This is a genomic window from Streptomyces sp. NPDC054887 (genome assembly GCF_053610585.1).
Genome location: NZ_JBSGYQ010000034.1, coordinates 68,503 through 84,406, shown reverse-complemented (window position 1 = coordinate 84,406; position 15,904 = coordinate 68,503). Strand labels below are relative to the sequence as shown.

The following is a 15,904-nucleotide window of genomic DNA, read 5'->3' as shown; positions in this document are numbered from 1 at the left end:
GGTGAGTCGTCGAGGAGCTGGGCTCCCATGCCGGCCCACTGGTGTCCCTGTCCGGGGAAGACGAACGCGGTCTTGCCGTCCACGTCCGCCGTGCCGGTCACCAGCTCGGTGGCCGGGCCGTCCGACGCCAGCGCCCGCAGACCGTTGGAGAAGCCCTCACGGTCCTCCGCGATCACCACCGCCCGCTCCGAGAAGAGCGAGCGCGAGGTCAGCAGGGTGTGCGCCACGTCCACCGGGGCGAAGTCCCCGGCGGCGTCCGCCAGTCGCCCGGCCTGGGCGCGCAGGGCGTTCCCGGTCTTCGCGGAGACAAGCCACGGCACGACACCCGGCACGCTCCCCGGTTCGGCATCCGCTGCGGCGGTCTCCTCCCCGGCGGCCTCGGCCGGCGCCTGCTCGATGATCACGTGGGCGTTCGTACCGCTGACGCCGAACGCCGAGACGGCCGCCCGGCGGGGCCGGTCCACGTCCGGCCACGCGCGACGCTCGGTGAGCAGCTCGACTGCTCCCGCCGACCAGTCGACCTTCGTCGACGGCTCGTCCACATGCAGGGTCTTGGGCAGCACCCCGTGCCGTATCGCCTGGATCATCTTGATGATCCCGGCGACGCCGGCGGCCGACTGGGCGTGCCCGATGTTGGACTTCAACGAACCCAGCCACAACGGCTGCTCCGCGTCCCGCTCCTTCCCGTACGTGGCGATGAGCGCCTGGGCCTCGATGGGGTCGCCGAGTGTGGTGCCGGTGCCGTGGGCCTCGACGGCGTCGACGTCCGCACTCTTGAGTCCGGCGTCGTCCAGGGCGGCGCGGATGACGCGCTGCTGGGAGGGGCCGTTGGGGGCGGTGAGGCCGTTGGACGCGCCGTCCTGGTTGACCGCCGTGCCGCGTACGACCGCGAGCACGGGGTGGCCGAGGCGTTCGGCATCGGAGAGCCGTTCGACGAGCAGTACGCCTACGCCCTCCGCCCACCCGGTGCCGTCGGCGGCGTCCGCGAACGCCTTGCAGCGGCCGTCGGTGGACAGGCCCCGCTGGCGCGAGAACTCCACGAACACGCCGGGGGTCGCCATGATCGCGGCCCCTCCGGCGAGTGCCATGTCGGTCTCACCGTTGCGCAGCGACTGGACCGCGAGGTGCAGGGCGACCAGCGAGGACGAGCAGGCCGTGTCCAGGGTGACGGACGGGCCTTCGAGACCGAGGGTGTACGAGACACGGCCCGAGGCCACGGCGGCGGCCGTGCCGGTGCTCAGGTAGCCCTCGACCTCGGCCGGAGCGTCCTCCATGTCGGTCGCGTAGTCGTGGTACATCACGCCCGAGTACACGCCGACGCGGCTGCCGCGCAGGCCGGTCGGGTCGATGCCGGCCCGCTCGAACGCCTCCCAGGACGTCTCCAGGAGCAGTCGCTGCTGGGGGTTCATCGACAGCGCCTCGCGCTGGTTGATGCCGAAGAACCCCGCGTCGAACTCGGTCGCCCCGTCGAGGAAGCCGCCCTCGCCGACGTACGAGGTGCCCCGGCGCTCCGGGTCCGGGTCGAAGAGCCGCTCCAGGTCCCAGCCCCGGTCGTCGGGGAACCCGCTGACCGCGTCGCCGCCCGCGTCGACGAGCTGCCACAACTCGTCGGGGGTGGTCACCCCGCCCGGCAGGCGGCACGCCATTCCGACGACGGCGATCGGCTCGGACTTCGCGGCCTCCACGTCCCGGAGCCGCTTGTTGGCCTGCTTCAGGTCGACCAGGGCCCGCTTCAGGTAGTCGCGGAGCTTCTGGTCGCCGCTCGCTCCACTGCTGTCGCCGGTGCCGGCGGTGCTGCTGGTGGAGGTGCTGGTATTCGGAGTGGTGTTGCTCGACTCGTTGGACATGTCCGGGTCTGCCCCTTCAAGGCGTCGGAGGATGGACGGCTGGAACGTGGGTGATCAGGACAGGCCGAGTTCTCCGTCCATGAGCCGGAACAGCTCGTCGTCGGTCGCCGCGTCGAGATCGGGGACGAGCTCCTCGACCGCGTCGCGCGGGGTGGCCGCTGCGGCGACGAGCGTGGTGGTCCGGGCGGCCTGGCCGTTCGCGCCGATGCTGGCCGACAGCTCCTGGAGCCGGGCCGCGACCTGCGCCCGTACCGCCTCGTCCCCGTTGAGGGACCCGGTCAGCGAGGCCAGTGCCTGCTCCAGCAGGCCGAGTTCGGCGGGCACCTGGACGGCCGGTGCGTCGGGTCCGGTGCAGCCGAGTTCCTCCATGAGCTGACCGGCGAGCTCCCCGGGGGTCGGGTAGTCGAAGATCAGCGTCGCGGGCAGACGTACTCCGGTCGCCGTCGCCAGCCGGTTGCGGAGCTCCACGGCGGCCAGGGAGTCGAAGCCGAGGTCCTTGAAGGCGTTCTCCGCGCCGATGGCCCTGGTCGTGGCGTGCCCCAGTACGGTCGCCGCCTCGGAGCGCACCAGCTCCAGTACGACCTTCACGCGCTCGGCGGCGGGAAGGGTGTTCAGCCGATCGGCCAGCGACTCCTCCGCGACGGCCGCCGTACGGGCCGCCTTCCGCGGCGTACGCACCAGCGACCGCAGCAGCGCCGGGACCTCACCGCCGGCCGAGGCCGCCTGCTTGCGCAGCCCCGGCAGATCCAGCCGGGCCGTCACCAGCGCGGCTTCGTCCTTCGAGGCGAGGCCCGCGTCGAGCAGGGCGAGCGCCGTCTCCGTGGGCATCGCGGTGATACCGGTCCGCTTCCCGCGCTGGAGGTCCGCCTCGCTGAGTTCACCGGTCATGCCGCTGGCCTCCTCCCACAGTCCCCAGGCGAGGGAGACGGCGGGAGCGCCTTGGGCGCGGAGCCGGCCCGCCAGCGCGTCCAGGTAGGTGTTGGCGGCGGCGTAGTTGGCCTGTCCGGGGTTGCCGAGGGTGCCTGCGGCGGAGGAGAAGAGGACGAAGGCGGCGAGGTCGTGGTTCTTGGTGGCTTCGTGGAGGACGTGGGCGGCGTCGGTCTTGGCGGTGAATGCGGTGTTGAGGCGGTCGGGGTTCTGGGCGGTGATGATGCCGTCGTCGAGTACGCCTGCGGTGTGGATGACGGCGGTCAGGGGGTGGTCGGGGTGGAGGGTGTCGAGGAGTGCCGCGACTTGGTCGGGGTTGGTGGCGTCGACGGCGCTGATGGTGATGTGGGCGCCGAGTGCGGTGAGTTCTTGGTGGAGGGTCTCGGCGCCGGGGGCGGCGGGTCCGCGTCGGCTGATGAGGTGGAGGTGGGTGATGTGGTGGTGGGTGATGAGGTGGCGGGCGGTGAGGGCGCCGAGGGTGCCGGTGCCGCCGGTGATGAGGACGGTGCCGTTGGGGTCGAGCGGGCTGTCGCCGGTGGGGATGGCGGTCCGGGCGAGCCGGGGGACCGTGACGCGTCCGTCCCGCAGCGCGAGTTGCGGCTCACCCGTGGCGAGTGCGGCGTACAGCAGCTTCGCGGACCTCGCGTCGGTGTCCACCAGGACCAGCCGGCCCGGGTGCTCGTTCTGAGCGGTCCGTACCAGGCCCCACACGGCGGCCTGCTCCGGCACGGCCACCGCGTCGCGCGTCAGCACGACCAGCGGCCTGTCCTCCGGCCCGGAGGCCAGATGGTCCTGTACGGCGGCCAGCGCGTGGCCGGTCAGCGCCCGTACGTCGTCGCCGGTGCGGCCCGTCAGGTCCAGGACCGGCCAGTCGTTCCCGGTCGTGGTGTCGGGTACGGCGACCGGCTGCCACTCCACCCGGAACAGGGCGTCCCGCAACCTGTCCGCCCCCGCCCCGAGCTGCGCGGTGTCGACGGCACGGAACGTGAGGCCGTCGACGGTGGCGACCGGTGCGCCGGTCGTGTCTGCCGCCTCGACCGTCACCGTGTCGGCGCCCTGCGGAGCGATACGTACGCGCAGCCGGGCGGCGCCCGTGGCGTGCAGGGCCACCCCGTTCCAGGCGAACGGCAGCAGCACGTGTCCGGCGTCCGTCTCCGCGACGGCCCCGAAGCTCGTGGTGTGCAGGGCCGCGTCGAGGAGTGCGGGGTGCAGCCCGAACGCGGCGGCTTCGCCCACAGCCTCGTCCGGCAGCGCGACCTCGGCGAACAGTTCCTCGCCACGCCGCCACACCGCCCGCAGCCCCTGGAACAGCGGGCCGAACTCGTGCCCGGCCGCCGCCTGACGGTCGTAGAAGCCGTCCGTGTCCACGGGCTCGGCGCCCGGCGGGGGCCACGCCGTCAGCGTGGCGGACACCGGCCGCCGAATGGCGGTGAGGGAGCCCGCGGCGTGCAGGACCCATTCGTCGCCGCCGTCGGTACGGGAGTGGACGCTCACCGGGCGGCGCCCGTCCGTCCCGTCGTCCGGCGCGCCGACCTGGACCCGCACCTCGACGCCGCCGCGCTCCGGCAGCACCATCGGCGACTGGAGGACCAGCTCCTCCAGGACCCCCGCGCCGACCTGGTCACCGGCCCGGACGGCCAGCTCCACCAGCGCGGTGCCCGGCACCAGGACCGTCCCCGACTTGGCGTGCTCGGCCAGCCAGGGATGGCTCTTCAGCGAGAGCCGGCCGGTCGCCAGTACGCCCTTGTCGTCCGGCAGCTCCACGACCGCGCCCAGCAGCGGGTGTTCCGCCGCCGCGAGGCCCAGAGCGGTCACGTCAGTGGCCGCCGCCGCCATCTCGGCCCAGTACCGCTCCCGCTGGAAGGCGTACGTCGGCAGGTCCACGCGGGTGGCGCCGGCGCCGTCGAAGGCGGCGGACCAGTCGGCCGACGTACCCCTGACGTGCAGCCCGCCCAGGGCGGTGAGCAGCGTGCCCGGCTCGGAACGCTCGCGGCGGAGCGCCGGCACGACGACCTCGGCCGCCGCGGCCGGCCCGGTGGCGCCGCTGTCCGCGAGGGCGTCGACCGTCTCGCGTGCCATCGCCGTCAGAACGGCGTCGGGACCGATCTCCAGGTACTGGGCGACCCCTTCGGCCCGCAGGTTCCGCACGGCGTCGGCGAACCGCACCGGCTGCCGCACGTGCTCGGCCCAGTAGTCGGCGGAGCCCAGCCGGTCGGGACCGACGGGGGAGCCCGTCAGCGTGGAGACCACCGCGATGCGCGGCTGCCCGTACGTCAGCCCGGCCGCGACCGCACGGAACTCCTCCAGCATCGGCTCCATGCGGGCCGAGTGGAACGCGTGGCTGACCCGCAGCCGCTTCGTCTTCCAGCCCCGTTCCTTGCAGACGCCGGCGACGGCCAGGACCGCGTCCTCGTCGCCGGAGACCACCACCGCCGACGGCCCGTTGACCGCAGCGACGCCCGCCCGGCCGTCGGCCGGCAGCAGCGGCAGCACGTCGGCCTCGGTGGCCTGCACGGCCACCATCGCCCCGCCCTCGGGCAGCGCCTGCATCAGCCGGCCCCGCGCGGCGACCAGAGCGGCCCCGTCCGCGAGCGAGTAGACGTCCGCCGCGTGTGCGGCCGCCAGCTCCCCGATGGAGTGCCCGGCCACGAAGTCGGGACGTACGCCCCAGCTCTCGACCAGGCGGAACAGCGCCACCTGCACCGCGAACAGCGCGGACTGCGTGTAGACCGTGCGGTGCAGCAGTTCGGCCCTCTCGCTGCCCGGCTCGGCGAACACCACGTCCCGCACCGGGTGCCGCACGTGGCCCGCGTCGACCAGGTGCCGGTCGAGCTCGGCGCAGGCGGCGTCGAAGGCCCGTGCGTACACGGGGTACGCGTCGTACAGCTCGCGTCCCATCCCCGGGCGCTGGCTGCCCTGCCCGGTGAAGAGGAACGCCGTCCGGCCCGCCGCCGGGCCGCCGCGCACCACCGAGGCCGGCAGCGACCCGCCCGCCAGACCGTCGAGCCCGGCGAGCAGTTCCTCGCGGTCGGCCGCGACGACGACGGCCCGGTGGTCGAGCGCGGCCCGTGCGGTGGCGAGCGAGTACGCCACGTCCGCTAGGGGCGCCTGCGCCGTACGTCCGCTGTCCCGCAGCCATGCGGCGAGGCGCGCGGCCTGCCCGCCGAGGCCCTCGGGGGACTTCGCCGACAGGACGTACGGCAGAACCCGGTCGGGAGCGGCGTCCGCCGCGGCGGTCTGCTCCTCGGTGGCGGGGGCCGGTGCCTGCTCGATGATGACGTGGGCGTTGGTGCCGCTGACGCCGAAGGAGGAGACGGCGGCGCGGCGCGGGCGGTCGAGCTCGGGCCACGGGCGGGCCTCGGTGAGCAGTTCCACCGCGCCCTCGGACCAGTCCACCTTGGTCGACGGCTCGTCGACGTGCAGGGTCCTGGGCAGCACCCCGTGCCGTATCGCCTGCACCATCTTGATCACACTGGCCGCACCGGCTGCGCCCTGCGTGTGCCCGATGTTGGACTTCAACGACCCCAGCCAGAGCGGCTGTTCGGTGTCGCGCCCCTTGCCGTAGGTGGCGATGAGCGCCTGCGCCTCGATGGGGTCGCCGAGTGTGGTGCCGGTGCCGTGGGCCTCGACCGCGTCGACGTCCGCACCCTTGAGTCCGGCGTCGTCCAGGGCGGCGCGGATGACGCGCTGCTGGGAGGGGCCGTTGGGGGCGGTGAGGCCGTTGGACGCGCCGTCCTGGTTGACCGCCGTGCCGCGTACGACCGCGAGCACGGGGTGGCCGAGCCGCTCGGCGTCCGAGAGCCGCTCGACGAGCAGCAACGCCACGCCCTCGGCCCAGCCGGTGCCGTCCGCCGCGTCCGCGAACGCCTTGCAGCGGCCGTCGGTGGACAGACCCCGCTGGCGCGAGAACTCGACGAACGCGTCGGGTGTCGTCATCACCGCCACGCCGCCCGCGAGGGCCATCGTCGACTCCCCGTTGCGCAGCGACTGCGCGGCCAGGTGCAGGGCGACCAGCGAGGACGAGCAGGCGGTGTCGACCGTGAGCGCCGGGCCTTCGAGACCGAAGGTGTACGAGATGCGCCCTGACGCCACACTGCCGGACGTACCGGTCAGCCGGTATCCCTCCAGCTCACCCGCGGCGTGCTGCAACCGCAGGGTGTAGTCACGGTCGTTGACCCCGACGAACACACCCACGCGCTCGCCGCCGAGACCCGTCGGGTCGATGCCGGCCCGCTCGAACGTCTCCCACGTGGTCTCCAGGAGCAGCCGCTGCTGCGGGTCCATCGCGAGCGCCTCACGCGGCGAGATTCCGAAGAATCCCGCGTCGAACCGGGTCGCGGTGTCCAGGAACGCGCCGTGACGCGCGTACGAGGTGCCCAGGCGCTCCGGGTCCGGGTCGTACAGACCCTCCAGGTCCCAGCCGCGGTCCTCGGGGAACCCGCCGATCACGTCGGCGCCGTCCGCGACCAGGCGCCACAGCTCGTCGGGCCCGTCCGCACCGCCGGGGAACCGGCAGCCCATCGCCACGATCACGATCGGATCGTCGTCCCCGGCCGCCGCGCGCCCGGCCGGACCGGCCGTCTCGGCCGTGTCCTGCGTCCCGACGAGGTCGGTGAGCAGCTTGCGGGCGAGCACGATCGGCGTCGGGTAGTCGAAGACCAGCGTGGTGGGCAGGGTCAGCCCCGCCCGCTTGCCGATCCGGTTGCGCAGCTCGACGGCCGTGAGGGAGTCGAAGCCGAGGTCCTTGAAGGCCCGCTTCTCCTCGATCGCGCTCGCGGACGAGTGCCCGAGCACGGTCGCGGCCTCCGTCCGCACCAGTTCCAGTACGGTCCGCTCCCGCTCGGCGGCGGAGAGCCCGGCAAGCTGCCGGCCGAGGGCGTTCTCGCCGCCCTGGTCCGCCGACGCCGCCTGCGCCGCCGCGCGCCGCAGGGGGCGTACGAGCGAACGCAGCAGCAGCGGCACCGGCTCGGTCACCGAACGTGCCCGGAGACCGGCCAGGTCGAGGCGGGCCGTCACCAGCGCCGGCTCGGCCGACCGCAACCCGGAGTCGAGCAGCGCCATGCCCGTCTCCGCGGCGAGCCCCAGCATGCCGTCACGCCGGTGCCGTTGTAGGGCGGCCTTGTCCAGGTGGGCGGTCATTCCGCTGACGTCCGCCCAGTAGCCCCAGGCGAGGGAGGTGGCGGGGGTGCCTTGGGTGCGGAGGTGGTGGGCGTAGGCGTCGAGTGCGGCGTTGGCGGCGGCGTAGTTGGCCTGTCCGGGGTTGCCGAGGGTGCCTGCGGCGGAGGAGAAGAGGACGAAGGCGGCGAGGTCGTGGCCCTTGGTGGCTTCGTGGAGGACGTGGGCGGCGTCGGTCTTGGCGGTGAATGCGGTGTTGAGGCGGTCGGGGTTCTGGGCGGTGATGATGCCGTCGTCGAGTACGCCTGCGGTGTGGATGACGGCGGTGAGGGGGTGGTCGGGGTGGAGGGTGTCGAGGAGGGCGGTGACTTGGTCGGGGTTGGTGGCGTCGACGGCGCTGATGGTGATGTGGGCGCCGAGTGCGGTGAGTTCTTGGTGGAGGGTTTCGGCGCCGGGTGTGGCGGGGCCGCGTCGGCTGATGAGGTGGAGGTGGGTGATGTGGTGGTGGGTGATGAGGTGGCGGGCGGTGAGGGCGCCGAGGGTGCCGGTGCCGCCGGTGATGAGGACGGTGCCGTTGGGGTCGAGCGGGCTGTCGCCGGTGGGGATGGCAGTCCGGGCGAGCCTGGGGACGGTGATCCGGCCGTTTCGTAGTGCCAGTTGGGGTTCACCGGTGGCGAGTGCGGTGTGCAGCAGGCCGGTCGTGTCGGTGTCGGTGTCGGTGTCGGTGAGGATGATGCGGTCGGGGTGTTCGTTCTGGGCGGTGCGCAGGAGTCCCCAGACGGCGGCTTGTGCGGGGTTGGTGGTGGCGTCGCGGGTGAGGACGACGAGGCGGGTGTCGTCGGGGTCGGTGGTGAGGAGTTTCTGGACGGTGCTCAGCACGTCGCCGGTGAGGGTGCGTATGTCGTCGTCGGTGCGGTGGGTGAGGTCGAGTACGGGCCAGTCGGCGCCGGTCGTGGTGTCGGGTACGGCGACCGGCTGCCACTCCACCCGGAAGACCGCGTCCCGCGCCGGGTCCTGCCCCGCGCCCAGTTCGGCGGTGTCCACAGCACGGAACGACACCTCGCGTATCGACAGCACCGGGCCACCCGCCGAGTCGGCCGCGGCCACCGCGATCGCGTTCTCGCCCTGCGGTGTGATCCGCACCCGTAGCTGTGCGGCTCCGGACGCGTACAGCGCGACCCGGCGCCAGGCATGCGGGACGAGCACCTTGCCGTCGTCCCTTACGAGCTCCAGCGCGCCGAAGGCGGCGGCCGAGAGCACGGTGTCCAGCAGCGCGGGATGCAGCCCGAACGCCCCGGCGGCATCGGCCGCCCCGCCGTCGAGCGCCACCTCGGCGTAGACCTCGTCACCGTGACGCCACACCTTGCGCAGCCCCTCGGCCAGACCCGTCACGTCCACGGCCTCCGCGCCCTGCGGCGGCCGGACGGTGAAGTCGCCCGCGAACTCCGGGGCGGCGGTGAGCCGGCCGATCGCGTTCCGGACCCAGGCGTCGGACTCATGGGCACGGGAGTGGATGCTCACCGTGCGGCGGTCGTGCGTTCTGGCGTTCCCGCTGTCGTCCGGCGCGCCGACCTGGACCCGTATCTGGATGCTGCCGCGCTCCGGCAGCACCATCGGGGCCTCCAGCGTCAGCTCCTCGACCGCTCCGGCGCCCACGTGGTCCCCGGCGCGGACGGCGAGCTCGACGAGTACGGAACCCTGCACACGCGCACCGCCCTCCGCACCGTCCGCAGCGAGCCACGGGTGCGTCTTCAACGAGAGCCGGCTGGTCGCGAGTACGCCGCCGGATCCCGGCAGTTCCACCAGCGCGCCGAGCAGCGGGTGTTCCTCGGCGGCGAGTCCGAGCGCGCCCGCGTCGGTGCTGCCGGTGCCCTCCAGCCAGTAACGGGTGCGCTGGAACGGATACGTGGGCAGCTCGACGCGCGGGGGCCGCGCCTCGCCGTACGCCGGCCGCCAGTCGATCTCCACGCCCCGTACGTGGAGGGTGGCGAGGGAGGTGAGGAAGCGGGTGGTGGTGTCTTCGCCGCGTCGGAGGGTGCCGGTGGTGATGGAGGGGGAGTCGGCGTGGGTGTCGAGGATGTCCTGGACGGCCATGGAGACGACCGGGTGGGCGCTGATCTCGACGAAGGTACGGAAGTCGTCGGCTACGAGTGTTTCGACGGATGCGCCGAAGCGGACCTGGTGGCGGAGGTTGTCGTACCAGTAGGTGCTGCCCATGGTGGTGGTGTCGAGCCATTGGGCGTGCAGGGTGGAGAAGAGCGGGACGGTGGCCTGCTGGGGCCGGATCTCGCTCAGCACCAGGGCGAGTTCGTCTTCGATGCGTTCGACGTGGCTGGTGTGGGAGGCGTAGTCGACGGGGATTTTGCGGGAGCGGATGCCGTCGGTTTCGCACTGGGTGTGGAGGTTGTCGAGTGCGTTGGCGTCGCCGGCGACGACGGTGGAGGTGGGTCCGTTGACGGCGGCGATTTCGATGCGGCCCTGGTAGGGGGCGATACGTTCCTTCGCTGTGTCCAGTGGGAGGGGGAGGGACATCATGCCGCCGTGTCCGGCGAGGTGGGCGCCGATGGCTTGGCTGCGGAGGGTGACGATGCGGGCGGCGTCGTCGAGGGTGAGGGCGCCGGCGATGTGGGCTGCGGCGATTTCGCCCTGGGAGTGGCCGATGACGGCGTCGGGGGTGAGCCCGTGGTGCTGCCACAGCCGGGCGAGCGACACCATGATGGCGAAGGAGGCGGGTTGTACGACGTCGACGCGGTCGAAGCCGGGTGCGTCCTCTGTCTGGCGTATGACGTCGATCAGTGACCAGTCGACGTACGCCCCGAGAGCCTGTGCGCACTCGGTCATCGCGGTAGCGAAGACGGGTGAGTCGTCGAGGAGCTGGGCTCCCATGCCGGCCCACTGGTGTCCCTGTCCGGGGAAGACGAACGCGATCTTGCCGTCCACGTCCGCCGTGCCCGTGATCAGTTCGGCGGCGGATTCTCCCGCCGCCAGCGCCCGCAGGGCGGCCGTCGCCGCCGAGGTGTCGGCCGTCCCGGCCACCACCACGGCCCGCTCGCCGAGCGGTGCGCGGGTGAACGCCAGCGCGTGTCCGAGGGCGACCGGGTCGGCCTCCACCGCCACGCCGAGCACCTGCTCCGCCTGGGCGCGCAGGGCGCCCGGCGTCCTGGCCGACACCGGCCACGGCACGACGGCCGGCACGACACCCGCCGCGGCGTCCGCTGCGACGGCCCGCTCTTCGGCCGCCTCGGCCGGCGCCTGCTCGATGATGACGTGGGCGTTCGTACCGCTGACGCCGAAGGACGAGACGGCGGCCCGGCGCGGGCGGTCGAGCTCGGGCCACGGGCGGGCCTCGGTGAGCAGTTCCACCGCGCCCTCGGTCCAGTCCACCTTGGTCGACGGCCGGTCCACGTGCAGGGTCTTCGGCAGCACCCCGTGCCGGATCGCCTCGACCATCTTGATGACACCCGCGACGCCGGCGGCCGACTGGGCGTGCCCGATGTTGGACTTCAACGAACCCAGCCACAGCGGCTGCTCCGCGTCCCGCTCCTTGCCGTACGTCGCGAGGAGCGCCTGCGCCTCGATCGGGTCGCCCAGCATCGTGCCCGTTCCGTGGCCCTCGACCGCGTCCACGTCGGGGGACTCCAGATGGGCGTTGGCCAGTGCCTGGCGGATGACCCGCTGCTGCGAAGGACCGCTCGGAGCGGTGAGGCCGTTGGACGCGCCGTCCTGGTTGACGGCGGAGCCGCGTACGACCGCGAGCACGGGGTGGCCGAGGCGTTCGGCGTCCGAGAGCCGTTCGACGAGCAGTACGCCGACGCCCTCCGCCCACCCGGTGCCGTCGGCGGCCTCCGCGTACGCCTTGCAGCGGCCGTCGGCGGCGAGGGCCCGCTGCCGGGAGAACTCCACGAACGAGGTGGGCTGCGCCATCAGCGCCACACCGCCCGCGAGCGCCATGGTGCACTCGCCGTTGCGCAGGGACTGCGCGGCCAGGTGGAGGGCGACCAGCGAGGAGGAGCAGGCGGTGTCGACGGTGAGCGCCGGGCCTTCGAGGCCGAAGGTGTACGAGACCCGGCCGGAGGCGACGCTGCCCGCCGTGCCGGTGCCCCGGTAGCCCTCCGACTCGGCCGGTGCGGACACCACCCGGGACCCGTAGTCGTGGTACATCACGCCCGAGAACACGCCCACCGACTCGCCGCGCAGCCGCGCCGGGTCGATGCCCGCCCGCTCGAACGCCTCCCACGACGTCTCCAGGAGCAGCCGCTGCTGCGGGTCCATCGCGACGGCCTCACGCGGTGAGATGCCGAAGAACTCGGCGTCGAACTCGGCCTGGTCGTAGAGGAACCCGCCCTCGCGGACGTACGAGGAACCCGGCCTGGCGCCCTCCGGGTCGTACAGCTCCTCCAAGTTCCAGTCGCGGTCCTCCGGGAAGCCGGAGACCGCGTCCGTGCCCTGCTCGACCAGGCGCCACAGGTCCGCGGGGGAGGCGACTCCGCCGGGCAGCCGGCAGGCCATGCCGACGATGGCGATCGGCTCGTCGGAGCCGGCCACCTCGGGCCGTACCTCCTCGACCTCGGCCTCGGCGCCCGTCAGCAGGGTGTGCAGCAGGCGGGCGACGGCCTGGGGAGTCGGGTGGTCGAAGGCCAGCGTGGCGGGCAGCTTGAGGCCGGTGGTCTCCGTGAGGCGGTTGCGCAGGGTCACCGCGTGCAGCGAGGTGAACCCGAGGTCCCTGAAGGCGCGCTCCGGTCCGACCTGCCCGATGCCGCCCAGGTCACGGACGCGGGCGGCCTCCGTGCGTACCGTCTCCAGGAGGATCCTCAACTGCTCGGACTCGGCCAGCGGGGTGAGCCGCTCGCGCAGGGCGGCGGCGACCTTGGTGTCGGCGGAGGCGGGTGTGGCCGAGGTGTCGATGAGGCCGCTGAGCAGCGGGGACACGCCGCCCGTCGCGATGGCCGCCGTGTCCATGGCCATCGGCAGGCTGTGGGCGGGGCCGGCGAGCTGGGCCGCGTCGAACATGGCGAGCCCGTCGGCGGTGCTGAGGGTGCCGACGCCCGCGGCCGTCTCGCGCGACCGGTCGATGGCCGCCGTCGGCTCCCACGGGCCCCAGCCCAGGGACAGCGCCGGCAGGTCGCGGTCCGCCCGGTGCTGGGCCAGCGCGTCGAGGAACGCGGTGTACGCGGACCGGTCGCCCTCACCCGGCGCTCCGAGGAGGGTGTCGGCCGACGAGCACACCACGAACGCGGCCAGGTCGTGGCCCCGGGTCAGCTCGTGCAGGTGCAGCAGGGCGCCGACCGCCGACTCCAGGGCGCGGTCGGGGCGGTGGGTGAGCGCGGTCTGCCAGCCGTGCGCGTGCACGACGGCGGTCAGCGGGCGCTCGGCGCGTTCCAGTACGGCGGCGAGCGCGGCCCGGTCGGCCGGGTCGCAGGCGGCGGTGGTCACCTTGGCGCCCAGCGACGCCAGTTCGCCGCGCAGCGCGACCAGGGCCTCGTCGTCGGCGTCGTACGAGCCGATCAGGAGCAGCCGCCGGGCCCGGTGCCCGGCGACCAGGTGGCGGGCGAGCGCCGCGCCCTGCGCGCTGTCGGCGCCGGTGACGACGACCGTGCGCTCCGGGTCGATGGCGGGCCTGACCCGCGGTTCCGTGCTCGCCGCGACCCGGGCGAGGCGGGGCAGCAGCGGCACGCCGGTACGGACGGCGAACTGCGGCTCGCCGGACGCGAGCGCCGCGGGCAGTGCCTCCAGGGAAGCGGGGGCCTCGTCGAGGTCGACCAGGACGAGCCGTCCAGGGTGGTCGGCCTGGAGTGCGCGGAGCAGGCCCCACACCGGGGCGTGCGCGATGTTGTGGAGCGTCTCGTGGGGGCCGGCGATGACGGCGCCCCGGGTGGCGACGGCGATACGGGCGCCGTCGAGGCGCTCGTCGGCGAGCCAGCCGGTGAGCCGGTCGGCCAGCTCCCGCACGGTCCGGGCCACGGCGCCGGCGAAGTCCGCCGCCGCGGCGGCCTTCGGCACGTCGAGGCCGAGCACCACGGTCCCGGGGGCGGACTGCCCCGCGCCGAGGGCCGCGAGACGGGCGTCGAGCCCGGCGGCGAGCGCCGACGCGTCGGGACCGGAGACCGTCCACGGCTCGGGAGCGGCGCCGGCGGCGGGCAGGGTGAGCGGCACCCAGTCGAGGCGCAGCAGCGACTCGTAGTGGCTGCTGTTGGCGGCGCGCAGCCGCATGGGGCCGTCGAGCAGCCGGTGGCGGGTGATCTTCCCCGACTGGGTGCGGGGTATGCGGGCCGTCTCGTACAGCTCCTCGGGCACCTTGTAGTACGCGAGCCGCTCGCGGCAGGCGGCGTACAGGAGCTCCGTGTCGATGTCCTCGGGGCCCGGCACCAGGAAGGCGACCGGCACCTCGCCGAGCACGTCGTGCGGCTTGCCGACCACGGCGACGTCGGCGACGCCGGGCACGGAACGGAGCACTTCCTCGATCTCGCCCGGGTGGATGTTCTCGCCACCGCGGATGATGAGTTCCTTCAGGCGCCCGGTGACCGAGAAGTAGCCGGCCTCGTCGCGGCGGGCCAGGTCCCCGGTGCGGTACCAGCCGTCCTTCAGCGCCTCGGCCGTGGCCTGCGGGTCGTTGTGGTAACCGGCCATCACGTTGGGGCCGCTGACCCAGACCTCACCCTCCTCGCCGGTGGCCACGTCGGCCCCGGTGTGCGGGTCCACCAGGCGCACGTTGACGCCGGGCACCGGCAGTCCGCAGGAGCCCTCGACGCGGGCGCCGGCCGGCCACGTCATGGTGATGGAACCGCAGGTCTCGGTGGAGCCGTACGCGTCGAGCAGCGGGGCGCCGTACGCCTTCTCGAAGGCGGTGTGCAGCGCGGCGGTGGTGACCGCGCCGCCGACCAGGCACACGCGCAGCCGCGGCGGCGTGAAGTCCTTGCGGGCCGCGGCCCGCACCAAGTGGTGGTAGAGCGTCGGTACGCCGGCGAGGAACGTCGAGTCCTCCTCGCGGACGGCGGCGAGTACGTCCTCCGCCGCGAACCCGTCGACGAGCCGCACCGACGCGCCCACCGCGGTGACCGCGACGACGCACACGATGTGCGACAGGCTGTGGAAGAGCGGCAGCGGCCACACGACGCGGTCGTCGGCCGACAGCTCCGGAATGGGCACATAGCTCGCGGCCACCGACCACAGGGCGTTGCGCTGGGTCGAGAGCACGCCCTTGGGCCTGCCCGTGGTGCCCGACGTGTAGAGCATCCACGCGACCTCGTCGAGGCCGAGGTCGTCCCGCGCGGGGGCGGGCGGCTCGGTGGTGGCGAGGACCTCGAAGGACAGCGTGCCCGCCGGGCGTTCGGCGCCGGTGACCACGACGCGGACCGAGCGGTCCGTGCCGAGCACCCGCCGCACCTGGTCCAGGTGCGCCGCGTCGGTGATCACGACGCGGGCACCGCTGTCGCTGAGCAGGTGGGTCAGCTCGGAGTCCGTGGAACGCGGGTTGAGCGGTACGCCGATCGCCGCCGCCCGTACGACGGCGAGGTAACTCTCCACGGTCTCGACGCAGTTGCCGAGGAGGAACGCGGCCCGGTCGCCCGGCTGGAGCCGGAGGGCCGCCAGGTGCCCGGCGATCCGCCCGGTACGCGCCGCCAGCTGCGACCAGCTGACGGCGCGGCGGGCATCGCGATAGGCGATCTTGTTCCCGAAGCGGTTCGCGTGCGCGGTGAGCAACTCCGGCAACGGTCGGATCAGCTCGGTTCGCAGCATGTTCCCCACACCCCTCGATAACACGGCAACAATGAATTACGTCTTTGCGAATCTGTTTCCTGAAGCTCGCTCTACAGGACAACATTCTCGTTGTTGCCGACGTGCCCGTAACCCCAGTCGACCCCCCTAATAGGGCCCTGACTTCGGGTGCGGAGAAGGTAGGGTGCGCCGCCCAATAGTGGGAATTATCGGCCGGGCCTAGCATTCAATCGCGCCCGCGTCGTCAGAGCAATAGTCCGGGCATCCCCGCTGGTGACGAACTGAGGTAACCCGATATG

2 protein-coding genes are annotated in these 15,904 nt (G+C 73.4%); both read right to left on the bottom strand.

All coding sequences use genetic code 11. The annotated features are described in order from the left end of the window. The coding region (locus ACWGH0_RS20440) for a type I polyketide synthase (RefSeq protein ID WP_453405586.1) at positions 1 to 1,847 on the bottom strand (1,847 nt) is incomplete at its 3' end. 54 nt (positions 1,848 to 1,901) lie between these two features. Next, a complete protein-coding gene (locus ACWGH0_RS20435) occupies positions 1,902 to 15,626 on the bottom strand; it encodes an SDR family NAD(P)-dependent oxidoreductase (protein WP_453405585.1) in 13,725 nt (4,574 codons plus the stop codon). Positions 15,627 to 15,904 lie beyond the last annotated feature (278 nt).

What these genes read in the sequence shown, in the direction of transcription:
- ACWGH0_RS20435 (WP_453405585.1), bottom strand. Translation starts at nt 15,626, where the DNA reads ATGCTGCGAACCGAGCTGATCCGACCGTTGCCGGAGTTGCTCACCGCG.